The organism is Pseudomonas rhizophila (assembly GCF_003033885.1).
In the GTDB taxonomy this organism is placed as follows: Bacteria; Pseudomonadota; Gammaproteobacteria; order Pseudomonadales; family Pseudomonadaceae; genus Aquipseudomonas; species Aquipseudomonas rhizophila.
In genome coordinates this window covers 4632230-4651430 of record NZ_CP024081.1, presented here as the reverse complement: position 1 = coordinate 4651430, position 19201 = coordinate 4632230, and the positions used below count along the sequence as shown (strand labels likewise).

The window sequence follows — 19201 nt, the reverse complement described above, 5'->3', positions numbered from 1 at the left end:
TATCGGAAATAGTTAATTGACATAACAAATATGGCCGGTTAGTTTTTTGCTCACCTTCAAGTGCGCAACAAGAGAGCAGAAGCCATGGAACTCAGGGCGTGAGCAGTGCAGGGCAATATTCAGCCTTTGTCGATGTAGCGATTTTCGATGCGGTGCGCACCCCCTGGGTTGATCTTGGTGGTGCCCTGGCCCAGGTTTCGCCTATCGATCTTGGGATCAAGGTTGCTCGTGAGGTGCTGGCTCGGGCCGGCATCGATCCTCTGGCCGTAGACAGCGTGCTGGCCGGCTCCATGGCCCAAGCCAGCTTTGACGCCTATTTGTTGCCGCGGCACATCGGGTTGTACAGCGGCGTGGCGCAAACGGTTCCTGCGCTGGGGGTACAGCGCATCTGCGCCACCGGCTTTGAGCTGCTGCACCAGTCTGCTGGACAGTTGCGCGATGACGTTCAGTTAGCCTTGTGCGTGGCCAGTGAATCGATGTCACGCAATCCGATCGCCGCCTACACCCACCGGAACGGGTTTCGTCTCGGTAGCGAGGTGCAATTCAAGGATTTTCTCTGGGAAGCCCTGTACGACCCGGCCCCCGGGGTGGATATGATCGCCACCGCCGACAACCTGGCGCGACGCTATGATCTGTGTCGCGAGGCGGTGGACCGTTATGCGTGCGACAGTCATCAGCGAGCCTTGCAGGCCCAGCGCGCAGGTGCCTGGTGTGAGGAAATCGTCCCCATCGATAACCAGGTGTTCGAACTGGAAGGCTATCAGCCAAGGGGCATCAGCCTGCCGCGCGGCACCGGTATCGTCACCCAGGACAGCCATCCACGACCTACTGACTTCTCGGCTCTATCGCGCCTGCGGGCGTTACATGTGGGGGGTGTACAAACCGCCGGTAATAGCTGCGCAGTCGTCGATGGTGCGGCGGCGGCCCTGGTAGGACGAGGCTCGGCCTGCACGCGTGTGCCCCTGGCTCGCTTGCTGGCCAGCGCGGTGGTCGGTGTGGCCCCGGAGTTCATGGGCATCGGCCCGGCACCAGCGATCCGTCTGTTGTTGCAACGCAGCGGATTGAGCCTTGATGACATTGCCCGTTTCGAGATCAACGAAGCCCAGGCGGCCCAGGTACTGGCGGTCGCGCAGGAGTTGGAACTGGATCATACCCGGCTCAACGTCCAGGGGGGCTCTTTGGCCGTCGGGCATCCACTGGCTGCTACCGGCCTGCGGTTGGTCATGACCCTGGCCAGGCAGTTGCGCCAGCACAATCTGCGCTACGGGATAGCCGCAGCATGTGTCGGTGGTGGCCAGGGCATGGCGTTGTTGATCGAGAATCCGACCTGCCACACCTGAGTTTATGCCCGCCCGCAGTGGTGGGGCGGTCTGTTTTATATCCTGACGAGGTGACTTATGTGGAGCTACCAGGCGCCTCTGCGCGATATGCAATTTGTGTTTGAGCATTGGTTGCAGGCGCCCGCCACATGGCGTCGCTGTCAGGCGTTCGATGCGCTTGATCTGCCGTTGGCGATGCAGGTGCTGGAGGAGGCGGGGCGCTTCACTCAGAACGTGCTGGCCCCGTTGAACAGCAGTGGCGATCGTCAGGGTTGCCGTTGGAGGGCAGGCCATGTCAGTACCCCGGACGGCTTTGCCAGTGCCTATCAGGCCTACGTTGACGGTGGCTGGCCAGCGCTGGCTTGTGGCGAGGCGTTGGGTGGACAGGGGTTGCCGCAATTGCTCGATGCCGCGCTGCAAGAGATGCTCTATGCCAGCAACCATGCCTGGGCCATGTACACCGGCATCGTCTACGGTGCGTACCTGTGCCTCAAGAGCCATGGTGCTCCTTGGCTGCAAGAGCGCTATCTGCCCGAGATCGTCAGTGGCCTAACCCTGCCTACCATGTGTTTGACCGAGCCCCAGGCAGGCAGCGATGTCGGCCTGCTGCGCTGTCGCGCCGAGCCTGGCGTAGATGGCAGCTATCGCCTGCATGGTAACAAGCTGTTTATCTCCGGCGGCGAGCACGACCTTACGGAAAATATCCTGCACTTGGTCTTGGCACGCTTGCCCGATGCGCCGTCGGGCAGTCGCGGCATCTCGCTGTTTCTGGTGCCCAAGCGACTGGACGATGGCCAGGCCAACGGTGTGCGCTGCGACGGTCTTGAACACAAGATGGGTATCAAGGGAAGTGCCACTTGCTCCCTGGTGTTCGATGGCGCTCAAGGCTGGTTGATCGGCGAAGCCAATCAGGGCCTGGCGGCGATGTTCGTGATGATGAATTCGGCGCGCTTGCATGTCGGCCTGCAAGGCTTGGGGCATACCGAAGTGGCGTGGCAGAACGCGAGGAAATATGCCGCCGAGCGCTTGCAGATGCGCGCACCGCTGAGACCCGAAGGGGTGCAAGCGCAGGCTGCCGACCCGCTTCACTATCATCCGGCCATGCGCCGGGTGTTGCTGGAGTTGCGCGCTGCCAGCGAAGGCATGCGAGCCATCGGCTATTGGGCCGCCCATTTGCTGGATCAGGCCGAACATGCCGTGGATCCACAGACCCGGCAGCATGCCAGTCAACTGGCGCAGCTGTTGACGCCGATCATCAAGGCGTTCTTTACCGAACAGGGTTTCCGCCAAGCCAGCAGCTCCTTGCAAGTGTTCGGCGGTTACGGCTATGTCACCGAGTTCGCCATTGAGCAGACCTTGCGTGACAGCCGCATTGCCATGATCTATGAGGGCAGCAACGAAATTCAGGCCAATGACCTGCTGCTGCGCAAGGTGCTGGGAGACCATGGCCAGGCGTTTGGCTTGCTGCTGGCGCAGCTGCGCGAAGAGGCGCGGCTGGGTGGCGACTGGGTTGAGTGCCAAGGGTTCGCCGCGGCCCTGGAAAATCTCTGCAACTCGCTGGCGGCTGTGGTCGAGGACGTGGTCGAACGGACACGAGAAGACCGCGAATACCCCTATCGAATCGCAGGGGATTTCCTCCAGTTGTGTGGCGTAACGCTGCTGGCCTTGTCCTGGGCGCGGGCAGCACGGGTCTCCAGGGCATTGCCTGAAACGGATCCGCTACGCGCCGGCAAGTTGCAAAGCGCGGGGTTCTTTTTTGACTACCTGCCGTCCAGGCTGGCACAGCATCTGGCTGCTATCGTGGATGCTCGGGCTACCCTGGCGTTTATCTGAGGGGCGAGGGCGGGGGTGTTCGCCCGAGCGCGGGTACTCAAACCCGGATAGGGTCAACCAACCGCTACGGCCAAGACAACTCAAACAGCAGGCCCGGCTCCGCGCGCTTTGCAGACAGCATCCAGCCATGGGCCCGGGCAATTTCCTGGCAGATCGTCAGGCCAAGCCCCGCGCCATGATCACGGCGATGTGGCCCACGCCAGAAGCGCGTGAACAGGTGCGGCAATTGCTCGCGATCAACGCCGGGGCCCCAATCGCGCACCCTGAGTGCGCCCGCGCTGACGTGCATCCTGACCTCAGTACCGCGGGGGGCGTGTTGAATGGCATTTTCCAGCAGATTCTTGAGCAACGTGAAGAGCGCGCTTCGATCGGCCTGCCATTGGCCGCCTTCAGGCGTTTCGTCAACCAGAACAAGACGTACGTCGACGGCCTCGGCCATACGCTGCAGATAGCCGCAGGCTTCCCTGGCGACATCGGCTATTTCCACTGTGGCAAAACTGTAATTCTGAACCTCACTGGCTTCGGTCAGGAGCAGCAGTTGCTGGACTTGCCGTGTCATGTGCGCCACATCATCGAGCAGGGCATTGTGCGCGTGACTGTCTTGCATCAGTTCGATTTGCGCGCGAATCAGCGCCAGCGGTGTTTTCAACTCGTGCGCGGCGGTTGCAAGAAACTCCTGCTGGACACGATAACCTCGCTCCAGGCGCGCAAGCGCCTGGTTGAAGCTGGTGACCAGCGGCTCGACCTCGGACGGCACGGTTTTTACCTGCAACCGCGAGTGCAGGGAGCGAGGGGAGATGGCCGCCGCTGACTCCGACACTTCACGCAAGGGTTTGAGGGTGTAGCCTAACGTGAAATAAGCGCAGGCGCCGAAGACGAACAGCAGCACCAGGCTGAACAGCGCGATCCCGGCCCCCATGAATGGCAAGGCAAATCCCCCATGGAGCAAATCCATTAGCCTTTCGCTGGCGGCAAATTGCAGATACCAGGTCTTGCCTTGGTGCTCGACAGCCGCGGTGGCGGCGTACATGACGATGCCTTCACGTTCGAACTTGAATCTCGGTTGTTGCGATGGAGGATTCGATGCGACTGAAGACCAGAACGTCGCGTCGGTGGAGGTCAGGACCACATTGCCCGTTGAATCCAGCACGCGGTGGCCGATTTCCCGCCCCAGGCTATCGAAGGTCCAGACTCGGTCACCCTCGCTGCTGTCGAAGCCGTTGGGCCGGCCAGTGGCATCGAACTGGAGCTTGCCGGCCAGTTCATGGGTGCGCTCGGCGACGTCGGTGGTCAATAAAATATCGCTCTTTGAGGTGACGAGCGCGAGCACCCCTAATGCAATCAGCAGAATACTCAACCCCACGCCGACCACGTAGGCGAGCAGCACCTTGAAGCTGATGCTATTGCGCCACGTTCTCTTGACGAAGGGCATAACCGAGACCTCTGAGGTTGATGATTCGTTGGCGGGAGCCGATGGCAAGCAGCTTGCGGCGGATCCGGTGAAGGGCCACATCCAGTGCGTTAGGCGTCACGGCTTCGCTCAAGCCCCAGCCTGCCGCTTCTATCGCGGCGCGACGCACGATTTCTCCTGGCTTTCGCAACAGCAACAGCATGATCTGCATTTCCGCCGGCGCGAGAGGAATGCTTTGGCCGGCACAACACATGACGCCGGTATCGGGTTGCAGGCTCAGGTCACCATGACTCGGCGCGAGTGGACGACAGTCCACGGGACGCCTTAGCAACGCCCGCACACGCGCGACCATCTCATCCATGGCGAATGGCTTGGGCAGATAGTCATCTGCTCCAGCATCCAGGCCTGCGACACGGTCGTGCAGCGCGTCGCGCGCCGTGAGAACAAGGCAGGGCAAGCCAAGCCCGGCGTTGCGCAAGCGCTGCAACAAGACGAGCCCGTCGCCGTCCGGCAAGCCGCGATCAAGAATCAGCGCCTGGTAAGGGACCCGCCCGATAGCCGCCCACGCGCCATCGATGCGGTTGACCACATCGACGGCGATGCCGGCGCTCGCCAGGCCTTTGCACACCAAATGCGCCAATCGCTCGTGGTCTTCGACCAGCAGAATACGACTCATCAGAAGCGGTACAGGTAGCCGAAGAGCACGCTGTTTTCAGTAGAGCGGTCTACCAGCGGGCTGTCCTTGATCTCATCGGCGAGGCGGGTGGCCTTGACGTCAAGGAACACGGAATGATGGTCATCGAACATATAATTTCCACGAACGCCAAGTTCGGTATTGAGGCCGGATTTTCCATCATAGGCCGCTCGATCAATGCGAGCTTCACTTTCGCGAACACCAAAATAATAATCAACGTACTTTTGGTCCTGCCATATCGCCGCCACTCGTGGCGTGAGGGTGAGGTGTTCACCCCATTGCCAGGATCTCTCAAAACCCAGGGTGAAGCGCTGGCCCTTGCTGTTGCCCGATACGTCCGTCAGCCACTGGGCGCTGACATCGGCCAGAGGGTTGCGCCACTGCACCTTGGCGCCGGCCCAGAAGCCACCTTTACGATCACTCATGCCATCCAGGAAGCGGGCATCGTCGTCGTCATAACCACTGAAGTCGTATTCACCGACGATGCTCAGATCCAGTTGCTGGGAGTCGTTGAGAGTGAAACCCGGCAGCTTGATCTCGGCGGTAGGGCCGAATACTCGTACGTAGTCATTTTCAAAGTAGATCAATGGTATGGCCTGAGTTTCACGGTCGACGCCCTTGTACGGCTGCTGGCTGCTGACCGCCCCGATGCCAACGCCCCAGGATGACGTCGACTCGGCGTTTGCCGACTCAGCGGCGAGCGCGACCATGGATGAGCACAGACCGAGCACCAAGGCTTGGGTGGTGGCAGTCAACCGGATCGCACTTGAAACGGTAGACAGGGGCGTGCAATGCATGGGGTTCTCCAGATCGATAGAATGAAAGCGACCCTATCGTCGAAAAGTTCTTCTTACTGGACACTTACCCATCAACCGACATCGATCCCTTCCTGGTAAGAGTCGCCAAGGATTCCCTATCCGATAGTGGGCACCGGTGCCCTGCAGCCCTTTGAATATGCTTGTCAGCCGATTCTGACAAGAATGTCAGCAAGCGGTCAGTTTGCGGACACCTTGATTGTCTAGACTGGTGGAGGGTAGCTACAGGCTACTTTGCAGGTCGTGTGCAAAAATTACCCAAACCTGGATCCCTGATTGCCCGGTTGTCCCGCTTCCCGAGAGGAGTTACCTGATGCGCTTGCTCATCGTCGAGGACGAAGAAAAGACGTCCTCCTATGTGCATCGTGGCCTGAGTGAGCTCGGCTACATTGTCGATGTGGCGAGTAACGGCATCGATGGGCTGCACTATGCGCTGGAAATGGACTATGACGTCGTGATCCTGGATGTCATGTTGCCGGGCAAGGACGGTTACAGCGTGCTGGAGGGTTTGCGCCAGCAGAAGAAAACCCCGGTCATCATGTTGTCGGCCAGAGGGACGGTGGATGATCGCGTTCGCGGGTTGCGCGAGGGTGCTGATGACTACCTAGGCAAACCTTTTTCCTTTGCCGAACTGGTCGCCCGCGTTCAGGCATTGATCCGTCGTCGCACCGCCGACACGGCTGACCTGACCCATCTGCGCATCGACGACCTGGAGGTCGACCTGCAAGCGCGCAAGGTGACCAGAGCCGGGCTGCGGCTGGATCTGACGGCCAAGGAGTTTTGTCTGTTGAGCCTTCTGGCGCGGCACCAGGGAGAGATTCTTTCCAAACTGATGATTGCCGAGCAGGTCTGGGACATGAATTTCGACAGTGACGCCAACGTGGTCGAGGTTGCGATCAAGCGCGTCCGGGCCAAGGTCGATGTGCCTTATTCGCGCAAACTGCTGCATACGGTCCGGGGCATGGGCTATGTACTGGAAAGTCGTGAAGCCGATGCCAGTCAAGGCAGTACCCGGTGATGAAGGGGTCGATAGCCAAGCGGCTGGCATTGATGTTTGCGCTGGCGGTCTTGCTGATCATCTCTATCAGCGCGACGCTGCTGCGCTGCTCATTGAAGACATCGCTCGAAGATCAGATGCAAAACGAGTTGATCCTGCGCCATTCCGTACTTGATCCCGTGCTCACAAAATACGATTCACCGGCATTCTGGGTCGGTTTGCGTGAAAAGCTCGATGGCCTGACGCCCACGGATCAGCGGGTGCGTTATTGGGTCCTGGTTGACGACCCGGCCTACAGCTATGGCGGAGCGATGCCGGACGGCCAGGATTGGTCGAAGCGCCCGGATGGATTTTTCAGCATGGCGATACCTGAACGGGATCGTCCCATGGTGCTGCAAGTCAAGACCATCTCTGCCATGGGTAACCGCCCGGAGTTGCGCTTTATCGTGGGGCTCGATTCAACGCCGTTCATGAAGACCCTGGACCATTTCACCAAGACGTTGATCCTGACTTCGGCGCTGGGCATCGTACTGGTCGCGCTGCTGGGTTACTGGATCGCGCGTTTCGGCCTGGGGCCGGTCAGGCGCCTGAGCCGTCAGGCCAACAGCCTGCCGCCAGGTGATTCAAAGCAGCGACTGGACACCGAGGCACTGCCCGACGAGTTACAGGAACTGGCGGTGTCGTTCAACGGGGCCCTGGCTCGCCAGGAGGCCGCCTGGTGCCAGCTCGAAGGGTTCAATGCCAATGTCGCCCATGAGCTGCGAACGCCGCTGACCAACCTGATCGGGCAGACCCAGGTCGCGTTGGCCCACGGGCGTGATGTGGCTGAGCTTCAGGATCTGCTGCAATCGAATCTGGAAGAGCTTGAGCGCATGGGCACCATCGTCAATGACATGCTGTTCCTGGCGGGCGCCGAAAGCGGGCAGCGTGCGACCGAGCTCAGTGATGTCTCGCTCTACGAGGAGGCGTCCAAGACGGTGGAATACCTGGAGCCTGTCTTGCACGACAAACAGTTGGACGTGGTGATCAAAGGCGACATGCGCGTATGCATCGACCGACGCCTTTTTCACCGCTCTTTGGCCAATCTGCTGCAAAACGCGGCGCGATACGCGGTGCCGCAGAGTACCATTACTGTAAGCCTGGAACGTCTTGGCGCGCAGGCCAAGGTAAGTGTTTCCAATGCGGGTGAGCCCATTGACGAGGTGCACCTGCAGCGCTTGTTCGAGCGTTTCTATCGCGCCGATGTCGCCCGGGCGCGAAGCGACGCACACCATGGCCTGGGGCTTTCCATTGTGCGGGCAGTAGCGTCCATGCACGGTGGCCGTGTGTTCGCCCATAGCAAGGATGGCTTCAATACCTTCGGATTCTCCCTGACCAGCCAGGCAGCCCGCTAGTCGCCGTCAACCGATGGCCGGCGTGGCTCGCCGGCGTTTGACATCTTCCTGTCAGTCAGCAGTCACCTTGACGTCAGTCACCTCCCCCTAGAGTGCTACGACCATCCCGGTAAAGGACAGTCGTGGAGTCCACTATGAACATTCAAAACGTGTCGATCGCCAGTCTTCTGGCATTCATCACTCTGAGCGGTTTGCCTCTGTTCGCCGAAGAGAAAGCGGATGTGCCTGCCTACGAATATGGCATGCCGCTGGATATCGCCAGGGTCATCCGCATTGAAGAACCGGAGTCGCGGGTGTGCGAGGTCGTGCGCGCAAAGATGACCTACGTGAATACACAAGGGGTCACAGAGCGCGTCAGCTTTCTGAAGCAGTCTGAGGTGTGCGTGCTCCAGTGACCGTTCGGCAGTGCTGGTTCTTCATCCAAATAGAGAGCTCAACCATGTGCATCAGAACAGCAGCAACCGAAACGGGCCTTTCAAATAACCTGAGCCGACTGGTGAAGCTGGCTCGAACACTGACCGTTGGCGCCGTGCTGCTAAGCGCGGTCAGTATCGATGCGTCCAGTCGCGTCGCGCCGAAACCGGACTGGTCGACCCGCGACATGCCTTCCCAGGAAGGTCGAATCGTCCTGATCACCGGCGGCACGAGCGGCATGGGGTACGAGGACGCACTGGCACTGGCCCGGGCCGGCGCCGACGTCATCATTGCTGCGCGCAACCCGGAGCGTGGCGCGCAGGCCATCGCGCAAATCAAAACATCCGTACCCGACGCCAAGGTGCAGTTCGAGGCCGTGGACCTGGCCAATCTTTCATCGGTGCGCAGCCTGGCCCAGCGGCTGAACCAGCGACTGCCGCGCCTGGATGTGTTGATCAACAATGCCGCCGTCATGGCGCCTCCGGAGCGGGGTACCTCCGCGGATGGCTTCGAGCTCCAGTTGGCGACCAACTACCTGGGGCACTTCGCACTGACCGGCCTGCTGGTGCCGTTGTTACGGCAAAGCCAGGACGCTCGCGTGGTGAGCCTTTCGAGCATCGCCGCGGCTCGCGGAACAATGAACTTCAACGACCTGCAGGCTGAGCAGCAGTACCAACCTTTGGCCGCCTACGCGCAGTCCAAGCTGGCCATCCTGCACTGGACCTTTGCCTTGCAGCAGCGCAGCGAGGCCGCAGGTTGGAACATTCGCAGCATCGCTGCGCATCCAGGCGTCGCCGTCACCGAGTTGGTCGCGCGTGGTCCGGGTCTGAACAGCGAGTTCGGCCAGCGATGGGCCAAGGATCGCGACGTATACCATTCAGCTGCCCAGGGGGCGCTGCCCACGCTGTATGCCGCCACCGCGCCTGAGGCGGTTGGCGGTGCCTACTACGGCCCCACCGGCGACGAGGAAAAACGCGGCCCATTGGGCTTCGCCAGGATGCCGCCGGCCGCCACCCATGAGGCGGATGCCGAACGGCTCTGGACCGTCTCCGAGCGACTGACCGGCGTCACCTACCGCTGATCATGCCTTGGGCACGGCAATCCGTTGCGTGCCCACTCTCTTGCCTGTTGTCGCCTTCCAGGAGTCTCCATGAGTGCGCCTTCCTACTTGCATCGACTGAGCCTTGCCGTGAACGCCCGTGACGATGAGCTGCGTCCGGCGCTGTGCGGGTTCTTGTTGTTTCTCTGCCTCTTTACCGGCTACTTCATGCTGCGCCCGATACGTGAATCGATGGGCATCGCGGCGGGCGTGGAGAATCTGCAATGGCTGTTCACTGCCACGTTCCTGGTGATGCTGGCGGCCGTTCCGTTGTTTGCCTGGGTCAGTTCCCGGGTCCCGCGCCTGCGCCTCGTTGATTGGGTGTACGGCTTCTTCGGGATCAACTTGCTGATGTTCGTTGAATTGTTCGAGTTTCAATCGGACAGCGTCTGGCTCGCCCGTACTTTCTACGTATGGATATCGGTTTATAACCTGTTCGTGGTGTCCGTGGCCTGGAGCCTGATGGCGGATGTATTCGACAGTGAACAGGCCAAGCGGCTGTTTGCCTTCATCGCTGCCGGCGCCAGCATCGGCGGTCTGCTGGGGCCGGCCCTGAGCGCGGCGCTTATTGAGGCCATTGGTGCCTCGGGCTTGATGTTTCTGGCCGCGCTGTTGCTGGGTGTCACATTTGTATTGAAGCGGGCGCTGATGGGCTGGCGCGAAAAGGGCGGGGCTGGGCGGCCTGGTGCGGCACCGACGCAAAGCCCCGGGCAGCCACTGCAGGGCAATCCGTTCAGCGGTTTGACGGCGGTGCTCAGGTCACCCTACCTGTTGGGGATCGCCGGGTTCGTCGTGCTACTGGCGACGGTCACCACCTTTCTCTACTTCGAGCAGGCGCGCCTGGTGGCCGAACATTTTCCGAGTCGTGAGGCGCAGGTCCGGGTTTTCGGCACCATTGACTTCATCGTGCAGGCTGGCGCTCTGGTGTCTCAGCTGTTCATCACCGGGCGCATTGCGCCGAAGCTGGGGGTGCGTGCGTTACTGGCGATCGTGCCGCTGCTCATGTGCATCGGGTTCGTGGGTCTTGCGCTGGCCCCCGGCTTCGCACTGCTTGCCGCCCTGATGATCGTGCGGCGAATCGGTGAATACGCGTTCGTCCGGCCGGGCAGGGAAATGCTCTTCGCACCCTTGGATGCCGAGAGCAAGTACAAGGCCAAGAACTTCATCGACACCGTGGTTTATCGCGGCGGTGATGCGCTGAGCGGTTGGGCCAAGAGCCTGCTCGACATGCTGGGGCAGGGCACTGGCCTGGCGGCTCTGATCGGCGCGGGCTGCGCGCTGCTGTGGGCCTATCTGGGATGGCAATTGGGACAGCATGCCGATAACCAGCAGCAGGCACGGGGAGTGGCCGCCAGCGCCAGCGCCGTCGAAACATAACCCGGAGTACACAAAAGGCCACGCGGCGGGAGTGCGCGGGGTGGTTCATCATCGCATGAGTCCTGCCGGTCATCGCGTTCCCGGAATGCGCTGGAGATCAAAGTTTTATTCTGAAAAGTGTGCAGGCTCAGACGAACTTTCAGCGGTGTTGAACTTAATCGATAAAAGTATATTTCGGTCAGCGAATTAATGGAGGCGAATGCTCGGAAAGAATGCCCGGCAACCCATTGGGTAACGGGCCTATATTGATAATTTTTGTCCACTTGTCAACACGATTACAGCCCTTATTATTGCCTGACTGAGTGAATCGGAAGAGGGTTTTATGGGGCAGGTATTTGAAGGTTGCGTCAAAGTGATCGTTCCTTGTGGTTCATTAGGGGCGGGCGTTCGTGAAGAAGAAATTATTTATGGACTGGTGGCCGGTGCGCAAGCAATTGCCACGGACGCCGGTTCTACCGATAGTGGAGCAGCGTATCTCGCACTTGGAAAATCGAAGAATAACCGCGGGGCGGTCAAACGCGACTTGACGATATTAATGAAGGCGCAGGCCTGGTCCGGGGTGCCGATAATTGTCGGCACGGCAGGACAGGCCGGTGGCGATCTCAACCTGGACTGGACGCGCGATATAGTCCTGGAGGTTGCAGGAGAGTTGGGCGTCACACCAAAGATTGCGCTCATATATTGTGAACAGGACAGGGACACCGTTAAGCAGTTGAACGCACAGGGGCGTATCAAACCGCTGCCGCCTCACGGTGAGCTCGATGACGCTACAGTGGACAGTTGTGAACACATTGTGGCGGCGCTGGGTGTAGAACCGTTCATTGCCGCGCTTGAAGCAGGCGCCGATATCATTTTGGCGGGTCGTTCGACCGACACGGCGGTCATTGCCTGTTATCCGATCTGGAAGGGCGCGCCCTGGGGGCCGTCCTGGCATGCCGGCAAAACGGGGGAGTGCGGTGTCCAGTGCGCCGTTAACCCGACATTGGGCTCGGGAATATTGCTCAGCGTTGATGCGCAGGGTTTCGACGTTGAGCCATTAAGTAAAGACAATCAGTGCACGCCCCATAGCGTCTCTGCACACATGCTTTATGAAAATAGCGACCCGTTTCGATTGGTGGAACCCGGCGGTATCCTGAACGTCGCACAAGCGCGCTACCAGAAGCTGAACGAGCGAGCCGTTCGTGTCGTAGGGTCTGAATGGGAGACGATGCCCTACACAATGAAGCTGGAGGGCGCCGCGGCCGGGCTCTATCAGACAATCATGTTAGTGGGTATCCAGGACCCTGATGTACTCAATGATATTGATGGGTTTCATGACCGCCTGCTGGAAGCCCTGTACACCCGGACCCGTCAATCCATCCCGCCGCAGGAGTTGGGAGAGTTTCATATCTCGCTGCGAATGTATGGCTGGAACGGCGTCACCGGCGTAAACCCCCCCGTTGGAACTTTGCCTCCGCCGGAAATAGGCATGCTATTTGTCGCCACAGCAGCGACTCAAGAAATGGCAAATACGATTGCCCAAGCATGCAATCCCTACTTTTTTCACTACCCCAGCGTAATGGGCAAGGAATTGCCTTCTTACGGCTTTGCTTTCACCCCGGCTGATATACCTCGCGGTCAGATTTATGAGTTCAAGTTAAATCACGTAGTGCAATTGGAGGACCCATTTGAGTTGGTGCGTATTCAATGGATCGATCTTTCCGAGTCAACGTTGGCTGTGAAGGAGTTGAGTTAATGGTTAAGTTGCGTGATGTATGCCGACATGTTCGATCCAAACAAGCCGGGCCGTTCTGGATTACCTTCGATATATTTTTTGACGGGCGTGAAAACTTTGAGCGTTACTCACAAAGTGCAGCACTTTCATCGGCGCAATTCGCAAGGCTCTATGGCACCGATCCGGCACGGGTGAAACATATTCCCGTTGCTGACCTGGAAATGGTCAAGATTTCCTACCCTCGCGCTACGCCGCAAGGCGGGATGGTGGAGCGCGACATGCATGCCGGCCAGCAATACGTACGTTTACTCGACGTCATTCTGGACTGAGAACCGCACGCGTCACCTGGCAACAGGTGATGCCGTCGCCGCCATCGGCGCAGACCCAACCCTGGTGCAGAACAGAGGCAACCATGAGCAATACGACTATTGCGCTGCAACTTGCAGAGTACGCGCATAAATTCAGGCATCAGCGACTGCCCGAAGAGATCATCGCGTTGGTGCGACAGCGCTTCATTGACAGTCTGGCGTGCATATTGGGGGCCTACGGAGCGGCGCCTGTGAATGCCGCTGTGTGTTATGCGGTTGCCAATCCCGCGCAGGCGTCCAGCGTGTTCGGAACAACTATCCAAACAACGCCAGAGATAGCGGCGTTTGCCAATGGCGTGATGGTCCGTTTCCTGGACTACAACGATGGCTATATGGGGCTGGAGCCGGGCCATCCGAGTGACAATATTCCGGCCTGCCTGGCGCTAGCAGAGGCCGAGGGGGCCACCGGGGCAGAACTCATTTCGGCCATTGTGCTGGCCTATGAGATCCAGATGCGACTGCAGGACGCGGCCAGCCTGAACAAGCGCGGCTGGGACCACGTCAATTACATAAATGTGGCGATGGCCGCGGCGGCTTCCAGTCTGATGAAGCTGGATGTGGCGCAGACCGCACAGGCAATCAATATAGCGTTGAGCGCTCATCTGGCCATGCGCCAGGTTCGCAGTGGATCCCTGTCGGACTGGAAGGGCTGCTCGGCCGCAAACGCTGCACGTAATGCGATCTTCGCTGCCCAGCTATCGCGTCACGGCATGACAGGCCCGTCGCCGGTGTTCGAGGGGGACATGGGGTTCTTTAAATTGGTCTCAGGCCCGTTCGACCTGGATACGGATCGTTTTGGTACGCCCGAGAATGGTGATTACGCTATACGGCGCTCCCTGACCAAGACCTTTCCCACCAACGGTGAGCTGCATACCGCGGTGTGGGCAGCCCTGGACATACGTGCCCGGATTGACGATCTCGATGATATCGCTTGCATCGTTATCCAAACGTCCGAGTTCAACCGTCGAGTGTTGGCTGACACCCCTGAAAAATGGTTGCCCAAAACGCGAGAGACGGCGGATCACAGCTTGCCCTACAACGTGGCCCGGGCGCTGCTCGACGGTGACATCACCATAGACTCTTATTCGCCGGAAAAAATGGCTGATCCCATGGTGGTTGCCCTGATGGGCAAGATCAGCGTGGTGGAGGATGGCGCGCTCACCGCGTTGTTTCCGCGTCATCTTGCCAACCGGGTCAGCGCCACGCTGGTGTCAGGCGAAATCGTCGTAAGCGAGATGATCAGCGGGCCGGGGTCCGTCGAAACACCGATGACCGATAGCGATTTTGAACGAAAATTCAGGAGGATGGCCTCACCTCATCTTGAAGAGTCGGCGCAGGCCAAGGTGCTTGGGTATGTGGCTGAACTTCAACACCAATCCGAATTCACATCGCTGTTTGCGGCCATGGTTGCTTCTGTCTAGTCACTGGCGAGGTGGGTCGCTCTTGGCAGAGTCCCCGTGTACCGAGCGCGGGGGCGAGCGTCATGATGCTGGTTGTATTGCTCGCTGGCGTGGGCTATCCAGCCGATCAATCTTCCGACACCCGCCAGTGCGATTTCCTGCCGATGCAACCCAAGCTTTCTACCGATGAAACTCACCAGGAGAATGAACTCCGGGGGGTATGCGACGAGTTCCGAGGCGACCGAAAAAGCTTTCTGCAGCTTGGCAAATTCGGGGTCGCCCTCGAAGGCAGCGGTCAACGCTTTCATCAGATTGGTAGCACGTGGGTCACTGACTGAGTGGACATTAGGTCCGAACCCGATGATGTGCCCCTCCTGACTGTACCGTTGCAATATCGGTTGGGTGGGATCGGTAGCTGTACAGATTTCCTCGATCATCCTGCTGGCGGCTTCGTTTCTGCCATAGGCGATCTTATGACCCCTGGCGGCCGCGAGTCCCGCGATCGCTGCGTAGTAGGGGGTGGCGCCGGTCGTGGCGGCAACGCGAACGCTGTGAGTGGCGTGGTCCAGTTCATGATCGACGCTGAGGATCAGAAGACGCCTGATCAGATCGGCGTGGGCTGGCGGGGCTGCGCAGGCCTGGGTAATGAATTCGTGCAAGGGTTGTGTGCTTGGTTGGGTCGCGCCCACGACCAACGCGGCAAACCATCTCACGACATCGGCGCCGGTGCGTGCATAGCTGTCGATGGAAAGATCGAAGGCTTTGGGGTTCTCCCTTTGAACCAGCGGGAAAAGCGCAATTGCCTTCTCCGGCGCTGACATGTGCTCATAGATCTTCAGCAGTTTGACGCTATCCTTCGGCGCGCGCGGCAGCGACGGTCCGAAGGCCGATGGCACCTGCCACATCAATCCGGCGACCTCCTCGACCGTGGCGTGGTCGGCGAGCTCGACGACGTCGTGCCCCCTGTAGAAGAGGCCGTCATCGGTGATCAATGTAATGGCGCTGTCCGATGACGACGAGCGCTTTGCAGCGTGCCCCGCGGGGCTTTTCACCAAGCGCTGGATGTCTTCGGCCCAATAGCGACGCTTGGGCGTATTGGCGATCTTGACGGACCGAATGTTCTTCCGGCTGACGTAGGCATAAAGGGTTGGAAGGCTGACCCCCAGCATTCCAGCCGCTTCTTCTGCCGAAAGGTAAAGGTCTTCTTGATCAGGCATGACGGATCCGAACAGGTTGATGGGGGGTTGTACATATTCATTAAATATACCTGCCTTGCGTCAATGTCTACCAGGATATCCATTTCGTCGTGTTTTCAAAGGGAGTCAGCAATGGACGGTCTACACAGAGGGACCGACGGACGCGGGCATCGAAATCCGACCAACTTCCCTGAGATATCTTTTAACGACCACGTTTGCCCCAGTATTTGCGGGATGTTGACGAAAAAAATCAAGATTTACAGGGTTTTCTCCCCTATGTAGATTCCTCGGGAGTGGCCGGTCGTTCACATTGATTTGCTACGACATTGATAAAAAAAACAAGAAAAGGTGATAGGCATGGCTTGGTTAGGTTTCGCAATGGTCATCACGTTTATGGCGTTGATCATCAGCAAGCGACTTTCTGCTGTGACGGCGCTCATCCTCATCCCGATCGCTTTCGGGCTGGCCAGCGGCGCCGGACCGGAGTTGGGCGGCATGGTGATGGAAGGCGTCCAGCAAGTGGCACCAACGGCATTGATGTTGATGTTTGCAATCCTGTATTTCGCAATCATGTTCGACGCCGGGCTGTTCGAACCCGCGGTTCGCCGGATTTTGCGTTATGTGGGAAACGACCCCCTTCGTGTGGTGCTCGGCACCGCTTTGCTGTCGTCGGTCATCTCCTTCGATGGGGATGGGGCTACGACGGTGCTGATCGTGACAACGGCGTTTTTGCCGCTTTACCTTCGCCTTGGGATGAACCCGCTCATCCTTGCACTGATGCTTCTATTGACCAATACGGTGGTTAACATCATCCCTTGGGGTGGGCCGGTAGCACGGGCTGCCAGCGCGCTGCATCTGGATGTCAGCGAGATATTCCTGGGCCTTGTACCCGCCATGTTTGCAGGTCTGGCCTACGCGTTCATCGTGGCAGTGTGGATAGGCCGCAAAGAGCGACGCCGTTTGGGGTGGACGCCCATGGCAAAGGACACTGTGTCTGAAGAGCTGCCTCTACCCCTTATCGAATCGGCCACGCAAAACCCCAGGCTGTTCTGGGTCAACCTGGCACTCACGGCCGCGCTGATGTACGCCATGGGTACAGGACTGGCACCGTTACCCCTGGTGATGATGGTGGGGTTTTCCCTGGCGTTGCTGATCAACTATCCACGTTTGGCGGACCAGAAAGCGAGAATCGCCGCTCATTCCGACAGTGTGTTGACGGTCATTGCCCTGATATTCGCTTCAGGGGTTTTCACTGGCATTCTATCCGGCACGGGAATGGTCGATGGGATGTCGGCGCGGATCGTGCAGATGATTCCTGATGGCGGCGGGCAGTACTTCAGCATCATTACCGCCCTTGTCGCGCTGCCGCTTAATTTCCTGCTCTCCAATGACGCGTTCTTCTTTGGGATCTTGCCGGTACTTGGCGCGGCGGGCGCGGAATATGGCATCGACCCGATGCATATCGCCCGCGCCTCGGTGCTGGGGCAACCGGTTCACGCATTAAGTCCACTCGTTGCCGCTGTTTATCTCATCAGCGGGATTATCCAGCGGGACATGGGCGAGATGCAAAGATACTGCTTGTTGTGGGCAATCGGCAGCAGCCTTACGCTCATAGCAACGGCCATCGTTACAAGAGCAATTATTTAAAGATCCACCTGTATCCCTGCACTGCTTGTTTAAAGCAGTGCCAGCTCACGCCTGCTCATTGAAAAAATAAAAATAATAATTGAGGTGATCATGAAATCGACTAAAGCCGTCGCAATGACATATCTCGCTACGCTGTTTGCATCGGGCAGTTGTTTTTCTGCGAGTATCAGCTATCCGGATAGATTTCAGCATGAAGGCAAGTTGAATGCTTATCTTCGATCCATGTACATCAATACGCGAATATCCAACGACCTGATTGAGGACAGCTTCGGCGGGTTTTCGACCGGCTCCGAATTAGGTGGGGTAGGGGTCGGCGCGATCCTGGATTACAACTCTAACTACTGGGGCGGCGTCGTAGGCTTTGATGCATCCTTGTACGGTGTGGCAATGATCGATTCCGAGCAGGACAGCCGCGACCTGTTTGATAATGACGATGGTTCTAACGGTGGCTTTGCAAAAGTCGGGCAAAGTTACTTGAAGTTGCGCCACGTCGGCGAGGGATGGAACGCAGACTCACAAATAGGCCGAGGTCGATTTGACGCGGGCACCCTGGTCAGCAATGACACGCGACTCGTGCCGGGTTCCTATCAGGGCGCGCGTGCCCATTTCAACTTGACTGACATGGGCATCGGGCCGCTGCCCGGAACGATGGCTTTCGAAGCGGCTTATATCGATCGAAGCTCTCCGCGGGACAGGCAGGCGTTCGGAAAGCTGCTAAGCCAGTCGGGTGAGGAAATAAGCAACGTCTACACCTATGGGGTCAACTACGATCTGAAGGCCGTTGAGTTGAGCTATGCCCGTGGTGTGTCAAAGGACTTCAATGAAAATACCCGTTATGGCTTGACCCTGCAGGCACCTATCGGTGAAACGGCAGGGATCATTTTAGACACTCAGTATTATCAGTTCCAAAAAGCGGGACGACTGTGGGAGCAAGATTGGTCCGCCGGTGACGCGGCCTATGATAAAGAGGCCACGTGGTTAAACGTCAACCTTGGCTTATTGCTCGATAAGTTGCGCCTGGGTGTTTCCTTCTCCGAGACACACGCCGAGCTGAGCAATGGCAACCTGGGCTATGCCTATTTCGACCACGCGGACAACGTGGACGGGAGAATGGATGCGTGGACCCGTTCCGGCAACGATTTCAACAATCATGGTGAAAGAACCTGGCAGGTAGGGGCGGAGTACGACCTGGGCGGTATTTCGCTGCTGGGGGCGTCATTGGACGGGTTTAAAGTCATGGCGCTCTATAAGCAGGGAAACTTTGACGCCGTGAACCCGTTCAGTGGTCAGAAGACGGATGTTTGGGAAAGGCAAAACGAATACCGCATTTATTATCGATTCGATGACAAAGAGTACGCCGGCCTTTCCGTTGGTTTGATTTATCTCGATTACAGAATCGACCAGGATTTTGTTGCGCTTGTTTCCGCCCAACCCAATAACGTTGTCAATGGCTCAGAAGCCCGGGTGTACCTGGATTATGCGTTTTGAGTGGAGTGTGCTCATGGAATACGGGTTATTTAAAC

At 58.6% G+C, this 19201-nt stretch carries 16 protein-coding genes; 12 read left to right on the top strand and 4 right to left on the bottom strand.

What is annotated here, in order from left to right:
- Positions 1–98: 98 nt before the first annotated feature.
- Positions 99–1340, top strand: coding sequence for a thiolase family protein (locus tag CRX69_RS21640; RefSeq protein WP_107322825.1), 1242 nt, complete (start codon positions 99–101; stop codon positions 1338–1340).
- 57 nt (positions 1341–1397) lie between these two features.
- Complete coding sequence (locus tag CRX69_RS21635; protein ID WP_107322824.1) at positions 1398–3152, top strand: acyl-CoA dehydrogenase; 1755 nt, start codon at positions 1398–1400, stop codon at positions 3150–3152.
- 64 nt (positions 3153–3216) lie between these two features.
- On the opposite strand, the gene CRX69_RS21630 is transcribed toward CRX69_RS21635, so the two are convergent.
- Genes CRX69_RS21630 through CRX69_RS21620 form a run of 3 tightly spaced genes read right to left on the bottom strand, consistent with a single transcriptional unit; the run spans position 3217 to position 6054 of the window.
- Positions 3217–4584, bottom strand: a complete 1368-nt coding sequence (locus CRX69_RS21630) for a sensor histidine kinase (protein ID WP_107322823.1) — start codon at positions 4582–4584, stop codon at positions 3217–3219.
- Positions 4553–5239 (bottom strand): response regulator transcription factor, encoded by a 687-nt coding sequence (locus tag CRX69_RS21625; protein ID WP_107322822.1) that lies wholly within the window; start codon positions 5237–5239, stop codon positions 4553–4555. The genes CRX69_RS21630 and CRX69_RS21625 overlap by 32 nt, the downstream gene beginning before the upstream one ends.
- Complete coding sequence (locus CRX69_RS21620) at positions 5239–6054, bottom strand: MipA/OmpV family protein (protein WP_107322821.1); 816 nt, start codon at positions 6052–6054, stop codon at positions 5239–5241. Before CRX69_RS21620 ends, CRX69_RS21625 begins: the two co-directional genes overlap by 1 nt.
- A gap of 331 nt (positions 6055–6385) precedes the next feature.
- Here CRX69_RS21620 and CRX69_RS21615 point away from each other — a divergent pair, with 331 nt between their 5' ends.
- The 8 genes from CRX69_RS21615 (at position 6386) to CRX69_RS21580 (ending at position 14856) form a co-directional block, all read left to right on the top strand.
- Positions 6386–7090 (top strand): heavy metal response regulator transcription factor, encoded by a 705-nt coding sequence (locus tag CRX69_RS21615; protein WP_047225586.1) that lies wholly within the window; start codon positions 6386–6388, stop codon positions 7088–7090.
- Positions 7090–8463: a heavy metal sensor histidine kinase gene (locus CRX69_RS21610; RefSeq protein WP_047225587.1), complete on the top strand. Its 1374-nt coding sequence runs from the start codon at positions 7090–7092 to the stop codon at positions 8461–8463. Before CRX69_RS21615 ends, CRX69_RS21610 begins: the two co-directional genes overlap by 1 nt.
- 134 nt (positions 8464–8597) lie before the next feature.
- Positions 8598–8858 (top strand): DUF2790 domain-containing protein, encoded by a 261-nt coding sequence (locus CRX69_RS21605; RefSeq protein WP_083714399.1) that lies wholly within the window; start codon positions 8598–8600, stop codon positions 8856–8858.
- A gap of 44 nt (positions 8859–8902) precedes the next feature.
- Positions 8903–9958, top strand: coding sequence for an oxidoreductase (locus CRX69_RS21600; protein WP_047225589.1), 1056 nt, complete (start codon positions 8903–8905; stop codon positions 9956–9958).
- A 69-nt stretch (positions 9959–10027) separates the two neighbouring features.
- Positions 10028–11353, top strand: a complete 1326-nt coding sequence (locus CRX69_RS21595; RefSeq protein ID WP_107322820.1) for an NTP/NDP exchange transporter — start codon at positions 10028–10030, stop codon at positions 11351–11353.
- A 322-nt stretch (positions 11354–11675) separates the two neighbouring features.
- Positions 11676–13088 carry an acyclic terpene utilization AtuA family protein gene (locus CRX69_RS21590; RefSeq protein ID WP_107322819.1) on the top strand — a complete coding sequence of 471 codons (1413 nt, stop codon included), beginning with the start codon at positions 11676–11678 and terminating at the stop codon, positions 13086–13088.
- On the top strand, positions 13088–13396 hold the full coding sequence (locus CRX69_RS21585; protein ID WP_047225592.1) for a DUF4387 domain-containing protein: 309 nt from the start codon (positions 13088–13090) through the stop codon (positions 13394–13396). Before CRX69_RS21590 ends, CRX69_RS21585 begins: the two co-directional genes overlap by 1 nt.
- Before the next feature lie 83 nt (positions 13397–13479).
- Entirely contained in the window at positions 13480–14856 is a 1377-nt protein-coding gene (locus CRX69_RS21580; RefSeq protein ID WP_172833793.1) for an MmgE/PrpD family protein, read from the top strand.
- Here the strand turns inward: CRX69_RS21580 and CRX69_RS21575 are convergent.
- The gene (locus CRX69_RS21575; protein WP_076384217.1) at positions 14853–16052 is read right to left on the bottom strand and encodes a citrate synthase; all 1200 of its coding nucleotides are present in this window, start codon (positions 16050–16052) and stop codon (positions 14853–14855) included. The two genes, CRX69_RS21580 and CRX69_RS21575, sit on opposite strands and share 4 nt — an antisense overlap.
- A 336-nt stretch (positions 16053–16388) precedes the next feature.
- On the opposite strand from CRX69_RS21575, the gene CRX69_RS21570 reads away from it, so the two are divergent.
- A complete protein-coding gene (locus CRX69_RS21570) occupies positions 16389–17678 on the top strand; it encodes a CitMHS family transporter (RefSeq protein WP_076384219.1) in 1290 nt (429 codons plus the stop codon).
- A gap of 90 nt (positions 17679–17768) precedes the next feature.
- Positions 17769–19166, top strand: coding sequence for an OprD family outer membrane porin (locus CRX69_RS21565; protein ID WP_240539564.1), 1398 nt, complete (start codon positions 17769–17771; stop codon positions 19164–19166).
- Positions 19167–19201: the final 35 nt, after the last annotated feature.